Source organism: Mucilaginibacter sp. P25, from assembly GCF_050859465.1.
GTDB lineage: Bacteria > Bacteroidota > Bacteroidia > Sphingobacteriales > Sphingobacteriaceae > Mucilaginibacter > Mucilaginibacter gossypii.
Map to the genome: position 1 here is coordinate 5,434,014 of NZ_CP193937.1, position 17,771 is coordinate 5,451,784.

General features: G+C 42.7%; 21 protein-coding genes, 1 pseudogene and 1 riboswitch. Of the genes and pseudogenes, 10 read left to right on the forward strand and 12 right to left on the reverse strand.

The window, feature by feature from the left end:
• Position 1: 1 nt before the first annotated feature.
• Together ACRQ5D_RS27405 and kdsA are read right to left on the reverse strand one after the other, a co-directional pair.
• Positions 2–241, reverse strand: a complete 240-nt coding sequence (locus ACRQ5D_RS27405; protein WP_431198466.1) for a hypothetical protein — start codon at positions 239–241, stop codon at positions 2–4.
• A 25-nt stretch (positions 242–266) separates the two neighbouring features.
• Positions 267–1,043: a 3-deoxy-8-phosphooctulonate synthase gene (kdsA, locus tag ACRQ5D_RS27410; RefSeq protein ID WP_091162763.1), complete on the reverse strand. Its 777-nt coding sequence runs from the start codon at positions 1,041–1,043 to the stop codon at positions 267–269.
• Between the two features lie 340 nt (positions 1,044–1,383).
• On the opposite strand from kdsA, the gene ACRQ5D_RS27415 reads away from it, so the two are divergent.
• The 4 genes from ACRQ5D_RS27415 (at position 1,384) to ACRQ5D_RS27430 (ending at position 3,274) form a co-directional block, all read left to right on the forward strand.
• Positions 1,384–1,713, forward strand: a complete 330-nt coding sequence (locus tag ACRQ5D_RS27415) for an ArsR/SmtB family transcription factor (RefSeq protein WP_091162762.1) — start codon at positions 1,384–1,386, stop codon at positions 1,711–1,713.
• Positions 1,714–1,719: 6 nt separating this feature from the next.
• The gene (locus ACRQ5D_RS27420) at positions 1,720–2,139 is read left to right on the forward strand and encodes a VOC family protein (protein ID WP_090527313.1); all 420 of its coding nucleotides are present in this window, start codon (positions 1,720–1,722) and stop codon (positions 2,137–2,139) included.
• A gap of 122 nt (positions 2,140–2,261) precedes the next feature.
• Positions 2,262–2,750: a VOC family protein gene (locus ACRQ5D_RS27425; protein ID WP_091162761.1), complete on the forward strand. Its 489-nt coding sequence runs from the start codon at positions 2,262–2,264 to the stop codon at positions 2,748–2,750.
• Positions 2,751–2,773: 23 nt separating this feature from the next.
• Positions 2,774–3,274, forward strand: coding sequence for an SRPBCC family protein (locus ACRQ5D_RS27430; RefSeq protein ID WP_091162760.1), 501 nt, complete (start codon positions 2,774–2,776; stop codon positions 3,272–3,274).
• A gap of 61 nt (positions 3,275–3,335) precedes the next feature.
• Here ACRQ5D_RS27430 and ACRQ5D_RS27435 read toward each other — a convergent pair whose 3' ends face one another.
• Together ACRQ5D_RS27435 and metE are read right to left on the reverse strand one after the other, a co-directional pair.
• On the reverse strand, positions 3,336–3,581 hold the full coding sequence (locus tag ACRQ5D_RS27435; RefSeq protein WP_091162759.1) for a cysteine-rich CWC family protein: 246 nt from the start codon (positions 3,579–3,581) through the stop codon (positions 3,336–3,338).
• 228 nt (positions 3,582–3,809) lie between these two features.
• Positions 3,810–6,133, reverse strand: a pseudogene (gene metE, locus ACRQ5D_RS27440) (5-methyltetrahydropteroyltriglutamate--homocysteine S-methyltransferase).
• A gap of 173 nt (positions 6,134–6,306) precedes the next feature.
• Positions 6,307–6,497, reverse strand: a riboswitch (cobalamin riboswitch).
• A gap of 120 nt (positions 6,498–6,617) precedes the next feature.
• Here metE and ACRQ5D_RS27445 point away from each other — a divergent pair.
• A complete protein-coding gene (locus ACRQ5D_RS27445; RefSeq protein WP_256337324.1) occupies positions 6,618–8,030 on the forward strand; it encodes an MFS transporter in 1,413 nt (470 codons plus the stop codon).
• A gap of 97 nt (positions 8,031–8,127) precedes the next feature.
• On the opposite strand, the gene ACRQ5D_RS27450 is transcribed toward ACRQ5D_RS27445, so the two are convergent.
• Complete coding sequence (locus tag ACRQ5D_RS27450; protein WP_091162756.1) at positions 8,128–9,369, reverse strand: MFS transporter; 1,242 nt, start codon at positions 9,367–9,369, stop codon at positions 8,128–8,130.
• Between the two features lie 347 nt (positions 9,370–9,716).
• On the opposite strand from ACRQ5D_RS27450, the gene ACRQ5D_RS27455 reads away from it, so the two are divergent.
• Entirely contained in the window at positions 9,717–10,082 is a 366-nt protein-coding gene (locus tag ACRQ5D_RS27455; protein ID WP_432327258.1) for a TetR/AcrR family transcriptional regulator, read from the forward strand.
• A 5-nt stretch (positions 10,083–10,087) separates the two neighbouring features.
• Complete coding sequence (locus ACRQ5D_RS27460; RefSeq protein ID WP_431198468.1) at positions 10,088–10,312, forward strand: TetR family transcriptional regulator C-terminal domain-containing protein; 225 nt, start codon at positions 10,088–10,090, stop codon at positions 10,310–10,312.
• 5 nt (positions 10,313–10,317) lie between these two features.
• Here the strand turns inward: ACRQ5D_RS27460 and ACRQ5D_RS27465 are convergent, their stop codons facing one another.
• From ACRQ5D_RS27465 to ACRQ5D_RS27480, 4 genes are all read right to left on the reverse strand, one after another.
• Positions 10,318–10,752, reverse strand: a complete 435-nt coding sequence (locus ACRQ5D_RS27465; protein ID WP_091162754.1) for a TlpA family protein disulfide reductase — start codon at positions 10,750–10,752, stop codon at positions 10,318–10,320.
• Between the two features lie 43 nt (positions 10,753–10,795).
• Positions 10,796–11,074, reverse strand: a complete 279-nt coding sequence (locus tag ACRQ5D_RS27470) for a hypothetical protein (protein ID WP_432327261.1) — start codon at positions 11,072–11,074, stop codon at positions 10,796–10,798.
• On the reverse strand, positions 11,043–11,210 hold the full coding sequence (locus ACRQ5D_RS27475; protein WP_432327262.1) for a hypothetical protein: 168 nt from the start codon (positions 11,208–11,210) through the stop codon (positions 11,043–11,045). Before ACRQ5D_RS27475 ends, ACRQ5D_RS27470 begins: the two co-directional genes overlap by 32 nt.
• 71 nt (positions 11,211–11,281) lie before the next feature.
• Positions 11,282–11,605 (reverse strand): hypothetical protein, encoded by a 324-nt coding sequence (locus ACRQ5D_RS27480; protein ID WP_432327264.1) that lies wholly within the window; start codon positions 11,603–11,605, stop codon positions 11,282–11,284.
• 423 nt (positions 11,606–12,028) lie between these two features.
• Between ACRQ5D_RS27480 and ACRQ5D_RS27485 the strand changes: the two genes are divergently transcribed.
• Genes ACRQ5D_RS27485 through ACRQ5D_RS27495 form a run of 3 tightly spaced genes read left to right on the forward strand, consistent with a single transcriptional unit; the run spans position 12,029 to position 14,395 of the window.
• Positions 12,029–12,358 (forward strand): hypothetical protein, encoded by a 330-nt coding sequence (locus ACRQ5D_RS27485; protein WP_432327266.1) that lies wholly within the window; start codon positions 12,029–12,031, stop codon positions 12,356–12,358.
• Positions 12,359–12,384: 26 nt separating this feature from the next.
• Positions 12,385–13,674 carry a hypothetical protein gene (locus ACRQ5D_RS27490; protein WP_432327267.1) on the forward strand — a complete coding sequence of 430 codons (1,290 nt, stop codon included), beginning with the start codon at positions 12,385–12,387 and terminating at the stop codon, positions 13,672–13,674.
• 37 nt (positions 13,675–13,711) lie between these two features.
• Positions 13,712–14,395 (forward strand): alpha-L-rhamnosidase C-terminal domain-containing protein, encoded by a 684-nt coding sequence (locus tag ACRQ5D_RS27495; RefSeq protein ID WP_432327269.1) that lies wholly within the window; start codon positions 13,712–13,714, stop codon positions 14,393–14,395.
• Between the two features lie 230 nt (positions 14,396–14,625).
• Here ACRQ5D_RS27495 and ACRQ5D_RS27500 read toward each other — a convergent pair whose 3' ends face one another.
• The 3 genes from ACRQ5D_RS27500 to fucP form a co-directional block, all read right to left on the reverse strand.
• Complete coding sequence (locus ACRQ5D_RS27500) at positions 14,626–15,234, reverse strand: MCP four helix bundle domain-containing protein (RefSeq protein ID WP_091162751.1); 609 nt, start codon at positions 15,232–15,234, stop codon at positions 14,626–14,628.
• Positions 15,235–15,394: 160 nt separating this feature from the next.
• Entirely contained in the window at positions 15,395–16,363 is a 969-nt protein-coding gene (locus ACRQ5D_RS27505) for a LacI family DNA-binding transcriptional regulator (RefSeq protein WP_431198470.1), read from the reverse strand.
• Positions 16,364–16,463: 100 nt separating this feature from the next.
• Positions 16,464–17,708: an L-fucose:H+ symporter permease gene (fucP, locus tag ACRQ5D_RS27510; protein ID WP_091162750.1), complete on the reverse strand. Its 1,245-nt coding sequence runs from the start codon at positions 17,706–17,708 to the stop codon at positions 16,464–16,466.
• Positions 17,709–17,771: the final 63 nt, after the last annotated feature.

A 17,771-nucleotide genomic window follows, 5' to 3' on the forward strand; every position in this document is an offset into this window, starting at 1 on the left:
CCTAAATCGCCGTGAAAAGCCTCTCCCGGATGTAAAAAAAGCTCGGTGTACCTGTACTGGCCAATGTGGCTGCTATCTTTTTACCGATAAGCCCCGATTTGCCAATGCCAATAACAACCAGCTTTCCTGTTGATTTTAATATGGCATCAACAACCCTTGCAAACTCATCATCAATTGAGCCGGCTACCTGCTGCAGCGACTCTATTTCAATATCAAAAACCCTTTTTGCAATATCTTTCATGGATCCGGACATTCAGAACAAAAACTTACCCTACTAATGGTGCTAAAACCTTATCCAGTTCGTGCAGCTTAACCATATTAGGGCCATCGCTCAGGGCATTATCAGGATCGGGATGCGTTTCTAAAAAATAGCCATCTGCCCCAAAAGCTTTTGCTGCCAGCGCCATCATGGGCACAAAAGTACGGTCGCCGCCGGTTTTTCCTCCTGCTCCGCCCGGACGCTGAACCGAATGGGTACAATCCATACAAACCGGGTGGCCAAAAGCTTTCATATCGTAAATATTCCTGAAATCGACAGCTAAATTATTATAGCCATACATATTGCCCCGCTCGGTTAATATTACCTGGTTATTGCCGGCTTCAATAACTTTTTGAGCCGGATAAAACATATCATGCCCCGAAAGGAACTGGGCTTTTTTTACGTTGACGATTTTACCGGTTTGGGCAGCCGCAACCAACAGGTCTGTTTGGCGGCATAAAAACGCAGGGATCTGCAATATATCGGCAACCTCGGCTACAATAGCTGCCTGGAATGGCTCATGAATATCTGTAGTAATCGGTAAACCAAAACGCTGCTTAACATTCATCAGCATTTCCATGCCTTTCTCTAATCCCGGGCCGCGGTATGAATGAATAGATGTGCGGTTGGCTTTATCAAATGACGATTTAAAGATCACCGGCACATTGTATTTCTGCCCGGCTTCGGCTACTTTTTCGGCAACAGTATATAATAACTCCTGGCTTTCCATTACACAGGGTCCAAGAATAAAGAACGGCTTTTGGCTTATTTGATCAAACAGCATATTGTTAGGATATATTTATCAGCCACAAAGATGATGATTTTTTTGAGAATCATACAGGATGGCCTATTTCACTCCCGGGCAAACGCACATAAATAGGGTTAACAGGGTTACCACTTTTTTAAAATATAACTCACAAGATATTCATAATCAAATATTTATTTTTTTAGGGGTTACACTACGCTAATGTTTTTGAGCGCTTAGGCAAGTCCGAATGTTTAAATGTTGACCCTGTACTTCTCCCCTTTTTTATTTACAAATAAAAATATTCAAAAAATTTGCGTAAGCGATTGCTTACATATTATATTTGTAAGCAATCGCTTACATATTATATTTGATTTAGATGAGACGAGATGTTTTCCAGGCCATTGCCGATCCAACCCGCAGGGATATCATTAACCTGATAGCCTTTAAACCCATGAACCTGAATGCCATAGCGGATAACTTTGATGTAAGCCGCCCCGCTATATCCCAGCATATAAAAATTTTAACCGAATGCGGTCTTATCGCTATTAAAAAACAAGGCCGTGAACGGTATTGCGAACCCCGGCTGAAACAGCTTGAAGAGGTTGCTCAATGGGTTGAGCGTTACCGCAAGGTTTGGGAAGAAAAATTTGACGCACTCGACAATCTGCTCGAAGAATTAAAAAACAATGATAAACCATTAAAATAACCAATTATGACGAAGCAATTCTGGATCAATCTGCCTGTAAAAAATGTAAATGTATCAAAGGAGTTTTTCAGCAAACTCGGCTTCCGGTTTAACTCGCAATTTGGTAACGGCCCGAATTCTGCAGCCATGCAGGTTGGCGAAAAAGATGTTACCGTAATGCTTTTTGACGAAAGCACCTTTAAAGGCTTTGTTGAAAACTGCGGTCTTGCGGATACGGCAAAGGGAGTTGAAGTTCTGCTGTCTATCGACGCGGAAAGCAAGGAAGAAGTTGATGAACTGGCTCAAAAGGCTATCGAAGCCGGTGGCAAAAGCAATCACAAGCCCCGGGAAATGGATGGCTGGATGTACGGCTGCCTGTTTACTGATCCTGATGGCCATAGCTGGAATGTGCTGCACATGGATATGAGCAAAATGCCAGGGAGATAAAAATCAATTTGTCGCTAATACCCCCTTATCTCGTCGTTTTTGGGCACTATTAGCCCTTGCCAGGGCAGGTAACTTTGAGATATCGAAAGCAACAAATTTTTAATCAATAAAAAACAGAAACCATGGCAACATTTAAAGCAACCCAGAAAGTAACCCCTTTTTTATGGTTTAACGGCAACCTTGAAGAAGCATTGAAATTTTATACTTCGGTATTCAAAAACTCCGAAAGCGAAGTAAGCTCACTTACCGATCCCGGCAATGGCCGCAAAATGTTAGTTGGAACATTCAGGATAGAAGATCAGCAGTTTTTAGCTTTAGATGGCGGACCAATGTTCAATTTTTCGCCTGCTACATCATTTTACATCAACTGCAAAACCCAGGAGGAAATTGATTATCTGTGGGAAGTACTACCTGCAGGCGGCGGCAAAACCAATCAGTGCGGCTGGCTCGACGATAAATTCGGCGTTACCTGGCAAATTGTTCCTGAAGTTATGAGCGAATTACTTTATAACAACGAAAATCCTGAAAAAGCCAAAAAAGTTATGGCTGCCATGATGAAGATGACCAAAATGGATATCAAGCTTTTGCAGGAAGCTAACGATAACGATTAATCAATCACCTAAATAAAAACACCATGATCACCACAAAAAATCAAACAGAAATTAAGGCCGAGCCCGGAAAACAGGAGCTTTTTATAACCCGCGAATTTGAAGCACCGCGTGAGCTGGTTTTCAGAGCTTTCACCGATCCTGAGCTTATTGTTAGATGGCTGGGCCCGCGCGAACTTAAAATGCGCATAGATAAGTTTGACTGCCGCAGCGGAGGCGCTTACCGTTATATTCATACCGACCCTGCCGGTAATGATTATGGCTTTCATGGTGTTATCCATGATGTAACCGCGCCTGAACGTATCATCCAAACATTTGAGTTTGAAGGATTGCCAGAAAGTGGTCATGTAACGCTTGAAACCACCAGGTTTGAAGCACTACCAGGGAACCGTACAAAAGTGACTGTACAATCTGTTTTCCAATCGGTGACTGATCGTGACGGCATGCTGCAATCGGGCATGGAACGCGGGGTAAATGATTCACACTGGCGTTTGGATGAGCTTTTTGAAGCAGGAGAAATAAAATAGATGCAAAAGGCTGAACGCAGAAAGCCAAAAGCTTTTGATTATCAGCACCGGGCTTGTACTATTACTTACCTTTCCTGATTGCTTCAAGTATCGTTTTCATTTTTTCCTGAGCTGCGGTCGAGCTGATCTCATGCTTCATAACCATCAGGCATTTACGGCAAAGGCAATCCGGGTAGGTTAAGCGGATATAATCGCGCTCCTGGTCGGTAAAGCTGATGCCCTGGCACTGGCACAACAGGATGCTGCCTACTTTGCATTCAAAGGGCTCTTTACACCGGGGGCAGTGTTTATTTTCATGCTTTGTCATATTAAGTATTTAAATCCCGTGGCCCTTTAGGCCTGTCAGTCTGAGTGTTTAAATCCAGAGGCCTCTGAAGGTGAAATGACAAAAGAGGGACTGTCAGTCTGAGCCTGTCGAAGACTCGCGCGCAGAGGCCTACCCACCATGCTTCGACAGGCTCAACATGACACCCATTTTTTAATTATACCTATAAAACTATTGTGTACCCGTAAGGATACACAGTAGTTTTTTTATTTAAGCAGTTACATTGCTGATAACATTCTCGCGGACAGCTTTCGCGGCTTCAACCATCTCTGTTAAGGCTTTTTGGGTTTCATCCCAGCCCCGTGTTTTTAAGCCACAATCGGGATTTACCCAAAGCTGGGCATCGGGTATTACGGCCTGGGCGCGTTTAAGCAAACGGATCATTTCCTCCCTGTTGGGCACACGCGGCGAATGGATATCATATACACCGGGGCCAATTTCGTTAGGATACTTAAAATCAGCAAAAACATCCAGCAGCTCCATTTGCGAGCGCGATGTTTCTATCGTGATTACATCGACATCCATGTCGGCTATGCTTTTAATGATGTCATTAAACTCCGAATAGCACATGTGCGTGTGGATCTGTGTACTGTCCTGAACGCCGCTTGCCGAAATCCTGAATGCTTTAACTGCCCAGTCAAGGTAATTTGCCCTGTCATCCCTGCGAAGCGGTAATCCTTCGCGAATGGCCGGTTCATCTATCTGGATGATCTTGATACCGGCGCTTTCCAGGTCACAAACTTCATCACGAATGGCCAATGCTATCTGCGTACAGGTTTCGGAACGGGGCTGGTCGTTGCGCACAAACGACCATTGCAAAATAGTTACCGGGCCGGTTAACATACCCTTCATCCATTTTGAGGTTAGTGATTGCGCATAAGCCGACCATTTTACCGTCATAGGCTGTGGCCTTGATACATCGCCATAAATAACCGGTGGCTTAACACAGCGGCTGCCATAGCTTTGCACCCAGCCATTTTGTGTAAAGGTAAAACCGGCCAGTTGTTCGCCAAAGTACTCAACCATATCATTACGTTCAAACTCGCCATGTACCAGCACATCCAACCCTATTTCTTCCTGCCATTTTATAGCCTTTTCAGTTTCGGTAGCTATCAGTTTATTATACTCCCCCGGGGTTATCGCGCCTTTTTTTAATTGGGCACGCCAGCTTCGTACTTCGGCGGTTTGCGGGAACGAACCAATAGTTGTGGTGGCAAAAAGCGGCAGGTTAAGCAGTTGCTGCTGCTGTTCTTTGCGTGCAGGAAAAGCACTTATACGCTTTGCATCATTTTCGGTGATGGCGCTTACACGCTGTTTAATCGCTGGGTTATGGATCAGTGCAGATGTTCGGCGGGCCTCGTTTGCCTGCCGGTTTTTTGCCAGTTGATGCAGGCTGCTATCGCTCACCACATCTTCCGATAAGTTGCTCAGCAATACCACTTCGTTTATTTTCTGCCGCGCAAAAGCCAGCCACTGCTTAATTTCGGGAGTAAGCACTTCATCGTTGGTTTCATTTTGCAGATCGCATGGCGAATGGATCAATGAGCATGAAGGGGCTATCCAAACGCGGTCGGCACCTAATTTATCCTTCGCATTCTTTATAATGACCAGCGAGTTAACAAAATCATTTTTCCAGATATTGCGCCCGTCAACAACACCTAAAGAAAGGATAGTTTTTTGGGGCAGATGCTCCATTACTTCATTCAATTGCTGAGGCGCCCGCACTAAATCGACATGTAAAACATCAACAGGTAAAATTGCCGCTAATTGAGTGTTATCGCCCAGGCGTTCAAAATAAGTTGCCAAAACTATCTTCAGAAAAGGAAATTCCTTCCTCAATTGCTTATAGGTATCTTTAAATACCTCTTGTTGTTTTTCGCTTAAATCAAGTGCTAAAAACGGCTCATCAAACTGAACCCATTCGGCACCTAAAGCTTTAAGCTTATTCAGAATGTCAAAATAAACAGGCAGCAGATTTTTGATCAGGTCTATCCTATCGAAACCAGCCTCTTTCTCCTTACCTAACAACAGGTACGATACAGGGCCAAGCAATACCGGCTTGCTAACGATGCCCAACTGTTTAGCCTCATAAAACTCATCGATAACTTTGGTGGAGAACAGTTTAAACTGCTGGTCTTTATAAAACTCGGGTACTATGTAATGGTAATTGGTATCAAACCATTTGGTCATTTCCATGGCTACCACATCCAATCCATCTTTTTGATAGCCGCGGGCCATAGCAAAATACAGATCGAGCTCGGTATTGCCTTTTTGACTGATCACTTCATGATAGCGTTTAGGAATAGCGCCAAACATCAGTGAATGATCCAGCACCTGGTCATAAAATGAAAAATCATTTGATGGGATGAGGTCGATCTCGGCTTCTTTTGCAGCAGCCAGTTCTCTTCCCTGATGTATTTACCCACGGTAAGCACATTTTTTAAGCCCGTTTTGCCTGCCCAGTAGTTTTCGCAGACTTTTTTCAATTCGCGCCGGCTACCAATACGCGGGTAGCCTAAATTTTGCGTTAGCATCTCTTTTAATTGATTAAATGAATAAATCGGTTAAAAGCCCTTTTAGCTAAGCTTCGTAATACTTTGGTGATATGTAAAAATGGAGAGAATATATGGGCACAGCCTGTCATAACAGGTCATGGACCCAACAGGCAAGTAATCATAACCCAGACCAAGCTTCATACCGCGAAAGCATTGTCAATTCAGTATTAGGCAGGTCTCCTGACTTGTAACATTTTTGCCGCCCTTCCCATCCCTTTCATCAGGACAGTGGACATTACTGGCAAAAACCTTTGTGTTACTTACAGTTGCGCGACAGTTCGTGATTTACACACGATTCCCTATTAATCTACAATTAAGTAAAACCTATACCGGTTGATGAAGTAAAGTAAAGAACTATCGGGGCAAATATAATGATATGCCGGCTGAATATTCAGGTTATTTTATTGGTGAAATTGTAGGCTATATCATGGTCAATAAACGCGTAAACCTATAAAACGTTGAATTGTACCATACCAGATGCAAACTGATCCTTACCTTTGGCAGCTTCTATATGGATCAGAAAACACATTCAAACCTTCCGGGCTTTGGCTGGGCGGTATTAACTACCAGTTTGGCCTTTGTAGTAGCACAACTTGATGTTTCTATCGTTAATATTGCACTACCTGAAATTGCAAAAGCATATCATGCGGGTATCAGCACCCTGCAATGGGTAATTGACGCATACACGCTTGCATTTGCAGTACTCATGCTGTCGGCAGGTAGCCTCGGCGACCTATTAGGATCAAAAAAGATCTTCCAGATTGGCATGATCATTTTCGGTATTGCATCAGCAGGATGCGGTTTGGCCCCTGATGCAATTACGCTTATCATTTGCCGTGTGGCCCAGGGAATTGGGGCTGCTATGATGATCCCAAGCTCGCTTGCATTGCTCAATCACCAGTTTGCACATACACCACAAACACGCACGCGGGCCGTAGGCTTGTGGACAGCTGCCGGAAGCGCTGCCATGGCGGCAGGCCCCACTATTGGTGGCTTCCTGATAGCATTCAGCAGTTGGCGTTTCATTTTTATTGTTAACATCCCAATCTGCATAATTGGTTATATCCTGAGTTTTAAAATGGCGCAAATGACAAAAACAAGCAAGAGGAGTTTTGATTTGCCCGGACAACTCACCTGGATGCTATCAGTCACCACGCTCATTAGTGTAATTATTGAAATACCCCGGCTTGGATTAAGCCATGTACTAATCTGGGGAGGGCTTATTTTGAGTTTATTGATTTTCGGTCTTTTTTTATGGATTGAAGGCAAAACAGCACATCCAATGCTGCCATTCCATCTGTTCAAGTCAGCGAGGTTTAATGCACTTTTAATACTCGGTGCGGTTTTAAACGGATCTTACTATGGCAGCGTTTTTATTTTAAGCCTTTATCTGCAAAAAGTACTAAACTATCCATCCATTATGGCCGGGCTGGCATTTCTTCCGCTTACTGTAGGCTTTGTGATCTCCAATGTGATTAGCGGCCGCATCGTTAACCGCTACGGCATCCGTAAACCTATCATTGTTGGCCTCATCATGTTTGCCGCCGGCTTTGCGGGTTTATTCATAGCTCACGAGCATACCCCATATCTTGAACTATTCCTGCCTTTCCTGGTTATCCCGATGGGTATGGGCCTTGCTGTACCAGCCATGACCAATGGTATTTTATCAAGTGTAGATAAAACATTATCAGGAACTGCCTCGGCTATATTAAACACGGCAAGGCAAACAGCGGGTGCCATAGGTGTAGCCGTTTTTGGTGCAATGGCTGCAGGAGGCACACTGGCCATTTTAGGCGCCGTATCCAAAAGCGCAGCCATATCCATCGGCTTAACCGCTTTCGCCATGTTATTAATTGTAAAAGGACTAAAAAGATAAAACTGCTGATATCACACACCAAAATGGAAGCCGATAATTCCTTACCGGCTTCCATTATTCCATCATAAAGTTATATGAAACCAGGGAATCTTATTCCTTATACAACAGCTACCTCAGCAGCTAAAATAACAGCCGCTTCTTCTTGTTTTTGCTGCGAAGCCCTCGCTTTGATGAAAAGCATCAGTGTAACAACAGCCAGTATCGCGAACGATAAATAAGCGGTTCCTAATAACTGCTGATTTTTGATAGCCATAATATTTACAATTCCATAGCTAAAAAATGAAGTGATAATATAAAGTGAGCCGCCGGTCACGCCGCTTGCAATACCCGCATTTTTTGAAAACCGGCCTAAACAGTAAGCAAATATATTATTGAATATAAAGCCAGATAACAGGTGAACCAATGCTGTAAATGCCATCAGCGTAAATAAATTTGTTTTAATCCCTGCTGTGAACACCATTAAAGCGGCAAAGCCTAATTGCAGTGCAAGCGCTATAGATACTTTTTTGATAAGCGGCTTCCTGATGAGGGTTTTTGAAATAATACCGCCCGCCATCAATGATACCCCCGAAAGCAGCGAACAATAACCGGTTACCACAGGCGACAAATGAAATACATGCTCAATTATAAAAGGGCTGCTCATACCATACACCACCAGCATGGCATAGCTCAGGGAGATCAGGATGAGGCCCAGGGAAAAATCACGGGTTTTAATGGTAGCCAGGTAAACCTGCAGAATACTTTTGGCTTTGAACGGGTGATAATTTTTTAATGATTCGCCACCGTATACCAGCTCTAAAACAAGTAGTGAAAGAGTGGCTATCCCCAGGAAAAGGAAGTTGGATTCCCAGCCAAAGGCAGCTTCAAGGTAACCTCCGATAAAAGGCGCTACAATAGGCGCGGTTGCCCAGATGATAGAAAAAAGACTTGTATAATGTTTAAGCTGCTCGCCCGAGTACATATCTACAAAGTATGCCCTCTTCCCTACCACAATAAGCGCTACCGTGATGCCCTGCAAAATACGCATGGCATAAATAAGCTCAATATTATGGCAGATAGCTATGACAAAACTTGCAAATGCAAACACCAGTAAAGAGACAGTACCGATACGGTACCGGCCAAAGCTATCGAGCAAGCTGCCAACAAACAACTGACTAACGCCCGAACTGATCATAAACGCGATGAGCGAAAGCTGAACGGCCGAATTATTGACAGCTAATTCCCTGGCCATAGAAGGTAGGGAAGGTATATAAATATCAGTTGCAAAACCCGAAAGCGGGATCAGCGCGAACGCTAAAATTGTGCTGATGCCCCTGTGGTGTTCTTTTATAAGTTTCATAGCTTAATGTTGAAATTTAACAGATCGTAAAAACAGTATGCTGTGCGTTTTTATTTAAAACAAAAGTAGACTAATTGGTTTATTAAATAAAACCGTTTGGTCTACTTTTAACCATATTTACATTACTGTGTCAATCGCTGTTTAATCGGCTTATAAATACACGCATTCATAAGATGAGTGTAAAAAAATCAACCTAAAGTTATACATTTACAAACCAAACCCGAAAATAAAACACTAGCTGACAGATATTTACAAATAATAAAACATTCAGTTAATTTCAATAGGCAATCAACGGCCTTTATTTTTTTAAACCATTTAGTCTATATTTGCATAGTAAATAACTGAAGATGAGCAAAGGCGAGCAAAAAAGGCAATTCATTATTGAGCAAGCAGCGATTTTATTTAATGAGAGGGGAATTGCCGGCACTTCTGTTGATGAGGTACTTGAAGTTGCCAATACCAGTAAGGGATGTTTTTATGGCCATTTTGAAAGCAAAGACGAGCTGGCACAAGCCGCTGTTGATTACCTTTTAGGAAAACTAAACGACAGAAGGAACAACACAGTAAGCAAACATAAAACTGCCATTGCCAAGATCAATGCCGCTTTAGACAACAGCAAAAATCCATTGAAAAGCTATATTGAAGGCGGCTGCCCGATAGTTAATTTTTCGACAGAGACGGATGATACTAACCCGGCCATCAAAAAAAGTTAAAAGACATGGTTGATACCGCAATAACAACCTATGCCAATATTATTCAGGACGGAATTGAAAACGGGGAACTCTCAAACGCCATAAATCCCGTTGAATTTGCAACCCGGATGATGCTTTCGATAGAAGGAGGCAACGCGATCTGCAGGGTATTAAACAGCACAAAACCAATGCAGATCATGATCAAAAGCCTGAAAACTGAACTGGCATCATATGCCCTGGAAAAAGCATAAACACACTATGGCTTTGCAATAGCCTCACTGATTAATTGTTCGGCCTGCGCACTCCCCGGGCCGGGAGCGTCAAAACTGAGCATTTTGCCTTCTTTATCAATCAGTATATATTTTGGAATTGCATAGGCTATGTATGATTGTGCAACTGTACCGTCTTTGTCATAAAGCTGCAGCCAGTCCGGCTTTTCTTCTTTGAGTGCATTTCGCCATTCCTTTTCTCCGTCATGTACGGCAATACTGACAAAAGCAACCTGCGGATTAGCTTTGAACTTGTCGCTTAGCTTTTTATATGCAGGCATCTCCTGGCGACATGGCCCGCACCAGCTGGCCCAAAGATCAATATAAATAACTTTTCCTTTAAAATCGGCCACGTTAAAAACCTTGCCACGGTCGCTGGGCAAAGTAAAAGCCGGGGCCGGTTTCCCAATTTGCACGTGCATCAGCTGTAACTTTTTTCGGTAAAATTACCGGTGATGTTATTTTTTAAGCCGGGTTACTTATTGCGTCAATGAATACACGCATCTCCTTCTGGGCTATATTCAATTTTTCAAGAGAGTTAGCACTACCAATTCTCTTTTCAACGTACCGGTTTAGATAATAGTCCCTCACCTTGCCGGTAAAAAGCTGTTTGATTTTGCCAAGTGTGTACCCGGGCTGCTTCACCGAAGCAGAATCGCGCAGCAGATCCAGCCGCTGTTCATAAGCATAATAAAGGGGTAAAACCCATGATTTATAGTCTTCTGATACTAAATATCTCGTCATGCGATATACCTTTTGAAAATGCTGAAGGGGTATTTTTTGATACCAGCTCCCGCATCTGCGCTGCATTGTATTTACTCAAATCAAGGTGCTGAAGCAGCATGTAAAAATTTAAGCTTTGATTATCTAAATCAATCATTTTCTTAAACGTATTGAAATATTGATCCTGCTTTGCCGGCTTGTTAAACACAACATTTAGTAACGAGTCTTCTAACGTCTTGCTTTTTTAAGGAACGGGATTAACTCATCGGTCTTTAGTTCATACCACGCTGTTTTGTCGTTCCGGGCTACCAGGATTGAATCTAATTTTACACGGTATTGATTGGTTTCGGCACCTATACCGGTTATCTTTTTAGTTTTCGACAGGTTGACGTAATTAATGGCATCACCGGTTATATGGAGATCATAGCCCGGTGCTACATAGATCCGGTTGATTTGGGTATTGTTTTGCTGGATGCTGGTGCGTTGAGGCTTTACTATTTTGTACGTTTTTAAATAAAACTCACCCGAATCATTAAGCCTGATCGTATCCATAAGAAGTTTACCGTTGGCATCTTCAAAAAGATCTTCAACATCTTTTCGGCCGAATTGCTGAGCTTTCCCTGGATAACAAGTGGTTGAACCGGGTTTTGAGCTACCCCCCGCTGATAAAATAAAATGAAAGCAGGAACAGGATCATTTTTTTCATAGATGTATAGGTTTAAACAAATATAAAGTTCAGCAGCTTATTTAATACAACTTCGGGATTTAGTTTGCATGTTATCCCAATCCTGACGCAAGCCGAACCAACGATGGTTCAAAAAGAAACATAATCCCGTCAGCTTTGCCAAATCATAAAAAATTAAAAATTATAATAAAATGCTAAATCGATTTAATTATATTAGTCAAACCAATTTATCTACTTAATGCAAGCAGGAAAAACAACCTGACCATCACCAATTAATCAATGAAATCTGCATGAAACACCTTCTGATTTTAATTTTATCTGTAACTATCCTTCTCTCATCACAAAACACTAATGCCAGGCCTGTTCATAAAACTGCAGAGGAAAAGACATGGAATGCGCAATGGATCTCCATGCCCGGCATCACCGGAAATGAATACGGCATTTATTATTTCCGTAAAAACATTGAGCTGACCAACAAACCGGCCGGCTTTGTCATTCATGTATCGGCAGATAACCGTTACAAATTGTATGTAAACGGCACATTGGTATCATTAGGCCCGGCAAGGGGCGATACTTTTACTGGAACTATGAAACCGTCGACCTTGCGCCTTATCTCGTAGCCGGTAAAAATACCGTAGCTGCTTTAGTGTGGAACGAAGCTCAATACCGCCCTGAAGCGCAGATCAGTGTCCGCACAGCCTTTATTATACAAGGTAATTCAGCAGCCGAAGAGATCCTTAATACCAATAACACCTGGAAAAGCATTCAGGACAAAGGTTATCAGCCCATCTGGGGCTATTTTGCAGCCAGCACCGGCGAAATGGTGGATCTGAATAAAAGCATTATGAACTGGTATTTGCCTAACTTTGATGATAGCAGCTGGCCGAAGGCGGCAAACCTCTTCGGTGGGCAATTAAAGGGCCGGTGGGACGGTTTCGGATGGCAATTGGTACCGTCCTCCATTCCGCACCAGGAATTAATTTGCGAGCGGATCCCTGTTGTACGTAAAGCCTCCGGGATGGATGTTCCCCCGGCTTTTCCGGGCACTAAGGCACCGCTTACTATTCCTGCAAATACTACAGTTACCATACTGCTTGATCAAACGCATCTTACCAACGCCTATCCTACTATTAATTTTAGCGGTGGGAAAGATGCGGGGATCTCTTTAAGCTATGCCGAATCGCTTTTTGATAATTTAAGCAAATATGGCATGCGTAAAGGTAACCGTAACGATGTGGAGGGCAAGGATTTTTCGGGCAGAAATGATAGTTTGATCTCCAATGGCAGCAAAGGACAATCATATACTACGCTCAACTTCCGCACTTTTAGGTACATCCGCTTAATTGTGCATACACAAAACGAGCCTTTGGTTATTGATGACCTGTATGGCACCTTTACCGGGTATCCATTTAAGCAGCGTGCCGTTTTCAATACCGATAATAAGGAAATAAAACAGATGCTCGATATTGGCTGGCGTACGGCCCGCCTTAATGCATTTGAAACCTATACAGATTGCCCTTATTACGAGCAACTGCAATACATCGGCGATACCCGCATCCAGGCAATGATATCCTATTATTATAGCGGCGACGACCGGCTGGCCCGCAATGCCATTAACCTGATGGACCACTCCCGTTTAACAGAGGGCGTTACCCAAAGCCGTTACCCTACGCATGATACCCAAATTATTTCAACTTTTTCGTTATGGTACATAGGTATGCTGTATGATTACTGGATGTACCGCAATGACAGTAAATTTATTAAGGATAAGCTGGATGGCGAACGGGCAGTATTAAAGTTTTTCAGCCAATACCAACAAGCTGATGGCTCATTAAAAAACACCCCTTACTGGACTTTTGTGGATTGGGCCAGCGGCAAAGACTGGGATGTAGGCTCGCCGCCAAAAGGCACCGACGGCAGTCTCGTCCATTATTGATTTGCAATTACTTTGGGCTTATGAGTGGGCTGCCGCTATGGAAACAAAAATGGGCATGCCCGGTTACGCCACTTTATACAACAAAGAAGCTGCGAAACTTAAGCAAACCATTCAACGCAAATATTGGGACCCGACAAAAATGCTGTATGCCGATACATGGGACAAGAAACAATTTTCGCAGCATGCCAATTCATTAGCCATACTTACAGGCATGGTGAAAAACGCAGATCTGCCTTTGTTATCCAAACGATTATTAACCGATACCTCATTGACCCAATGCACCATTTATTTTAAATATTACCTGCACCAGGCCTTAGTAAAAGGTGGTTTAGGTAACGATTATATGAACTGGCTGGGTATCTGGCGCGAGAATATTAAAATGGGCTTAACCACCTGGGCCGAATATTCCGACCTTAAATACAGCCGTTCGGACTGCCATGCCTGGGGAAGCAGCCCTAACATTGAGTTCTTCAGGACTGTTTTGGGTATTGACAGCTATTCGCCCGGATTCAGCAAGATCAAGATCGACCCTCATTTGGGAACAATGACCAATGTGAGCGGCGAGATCCCACACCCTAACGGTAAGGTTGCAGTAGCTTATGTTTTAGAAAATAAAAAGTGGAAAATAAAGGTCAGTTTACCGCAGCATACATCCGGCGTATTGGTTTGGAAAGCAAAATCCTACCCGCTTAAAGGCGGTGAAAATGTGATGGTTATTTAAGAAACTCGAAGAAGCTGTTTAAAAACGAATGAAATGAATGTTTTTTGCAGAGACGCATCACATGCGTCTCCCGTAGGACAAGCCGTGCTTAATAAGCGAGCAAGCGTAAAATGGATGCGGGAGACGCATGTGATGCGTCTCTACATTTGGAAATCATCGTTTTTAAACAGCCTCGAAGACTTACGAAGTTTTAGAAACTTCGTAAGTCTGGTTTTTATTATTTAAGATCTTTAATTGAGCAAATGCCTTTCGTCCTGCCTTAAAATCATTTGTTCCCTGGCGCTTAGCAGCACCATAATAAATAATCCAAGTAAAATACAAACAACCACACCAAAATTGGCTGTAAGTATACTTGAACTTACATTTCTTTGTCCGCTTTGCAGCAGGCGGTTGCTCTCGCCAACCTGTATCGCTATCAGTTGATCAAGCGATTTAAGGGCCTGATTAAAAACATACTCTGCATTATTCAGGCCAGCTTCCTGCTGCTGCAGATCACGCAATTGCACACGAAAGGTCTTCCATTTTGCTGATTCTTCGCGTGTTAATTGAGTGGCCTCATATTTCTTTGCTAACGCTTCTATAGCTGCATAATTACCATTAATTTTTACCTGGACATCTGCACCAGAAACAGCTGCCAGTTTATTTTCATAAAGCCGACTGCTTATTTCATGCACAAAAGTAGCTGGCAATAAGCGGTCCTTCATAATGGATGTCAGCGTTTTATCCAATTCTTTAACATTGTCCCGACCATTCCAGTTGGCTAATAAAAGCATAGCGGTAAGCACAGCTAAAGCCAAAACCATTCTCGCTTTATTTTTTATGATAAAAGCCCGTGTCATAACAGTAAATTTTTATTAAAGATAATAAAAGGATGCCCGGTTACAGAAAACCTATCCCCTGCAAGTGTATTATTTACATCTGCTAATATATGGTTCTTTTAAAATTAATCAATCTTTAAACCGGATGATGATCCCCTGATCTGCAGATTAGTTTTAAGAATTATGGAATGAGAAGCGGTACTACCCCCTTGGTATTAAGCTTTTTGAGTAACACGGTGATCACATTATCGGCAATTTCTTCAACCGGCTGAGCTATGGCGGTTACCGGGGGCGAGTACAGCTTAAAAACGTCATAATCATCAAACGATATAACGGCCATATCCCCGGGCACTTTAATACCCAGTGTGTTAAATACTTTTAACCCGCAGGTACCTACGTGGTTGGTGCCAAAAACTACCGCGTCGAGATCCTGATGCTTTTTAAAAAAGGCCATCATCGGTTTAATGATCATTTCTTCGTCCTGGTTAAAAACAATCTCTTTAACCACCGGAGCAAAACGGCTTTCCTTCAGCGCATCCTTATAGCCCTGCATCCGGGCCAGCATTTGTGTTTGTGACGAAGCGAAAGTAACGAAGCCTATATTTTTGTAACCCTGTTGTATTAAGTGCCTGGTGGCATTATAGGTGCTGAAAAGGTTATCAATCTCTACATAATCGGTATTTACTTTGGGTAAATGCCTGTCGAACATTACCACCGGCAGGCCATCCTTAAGCAGTTGTTCTACATCGTCTTCAATACCTTCGGGTGGAGCAATAATATAGCCATCCACATGCCTGTCACGAAACATACTAATCAGTTCCCTGGTTTTTTGGGTATCATTATCGGTACTGCAATAAATTATTTTGTAGCCGTTTTTATAAGCCCTATCCTCAATAAGCCGGGCTATGCTTGCAAAAAAAGGGTTTGAAATATCTTCAACCATTAAACCAATGGTATTTGATTTACCGGTACGCAGGCTTTTAGCCAGGGAATTAGGTTTATAACCCACTTCTTCTACATATTTGGTAACACGCTCTACCAGGTCTTCACCTATCCGTTTTTCCTTTGCACGCCCGTTCAGTATAAACGATACGGTGGTTTTAGAAACCTTTAATTCATTGGCGATATCAACAATCGATAGTTTTTTCAATGGCTTATAATTGGCTAAAATCAAATATAAAATATAATCGCTTAATAACCATGATTTATTAAGCGATTATTGGCCAAAATATAAAAATAAATCGATTAAGCTAATTTGCTGATATTCCTTTTTTATTCAGTTTAGGATAACTGATCCCGAATAAAAATATCACCATATAACAAATGATAGGCAGGTAATAAGCTGTCGCAACATTGTGATTAGCAATCAGGCCCATAACCGGCGGAAACAATCCCCCGCCTACAACTCCCATTACTATAAATGAGGACGCGTTTTGCGTTTGTGAACCTAAATTTTTCAACCCCAGGCTAAATATAGTTGGGAACATAATACTGAAGAAAAAGTTGATGAACAGCAATGCAACAAATGACACCACGCCAAATCCCTGTGCTACAATAACACACATCAGGATATTGCCCAGGGCAAATACCGCCAGCAGTTTGTTTGGCGCTATGTAACGCATCAGGAAGGTGCCAATAAAACGGCCGGCCATCATCATCACCATACTTAATGAAAAATAATAGCCTGCGTGTTCATCAGTCAAGTGCATAATTTCGTGTCCGTAGTTAATGAAAAACGCCCATGTACCTCCCTGGGCAGCCACGTTAAACAACTGAGCTATGGCAGCAAATACAAAATGCTTTTTCTTGAATAGACTTTCCTCAATATGTCCTTCGGCAGCAACAGCGTATGAATCCGTAGCTACCACATGTGGATCTTGTAAAGGGGGCACTTTTAAAAATGAAAATGCTACACCAACCAATGCTATCACCGTTCCTATCACAATATATAGGTGTTTGACAGATATCAGGTCGTTAGAATGCTCCTGCCCTCCTTTTAAAACGAAATAGCCGCCCAACAGCGGACCAATAACGCCGCCGACACCGTTAAAGGCCTGCGAAAAGTTAATGCGCTGGTCGCTGGTACGCTGATCGCCGAGAGAGGCAACAAATGGATGAGCAACAGTTTCGAGCGTAGCCAGGCCGCAAGCCAGGATAAACAAGGCTATCCGGAAGAAGTCAAACGATTTAGCATCAGCCGCCGGAACAAACAGGAATGCACCTGCAGCATAAAGCCCGAGGCCTAAAAGCACACCGTTTTTATAACCAAATTTTTTCATGAACATACCTGCCGGGATGCCCATCACCGCGTAAGCGCCAAATAATGATAACTGTACATAAGCCGAACGCGACTTTGAAACATGCAAAACATTTTGAAAATGCTTGTTTAATGTATCGCCGAGGGTCATGGCTATGCCCCAGAGCATAAATAATGAGGTTACAAAAATGAGTACGACAAGGAACTTGCGTTCGGTGAATTTGGGTTTGGTATCCATTATGCAGGTTTGTTTGTTAATTGGACCGGTAAATTAGTTTAAAACTTCAAGGTACCAAAGGCT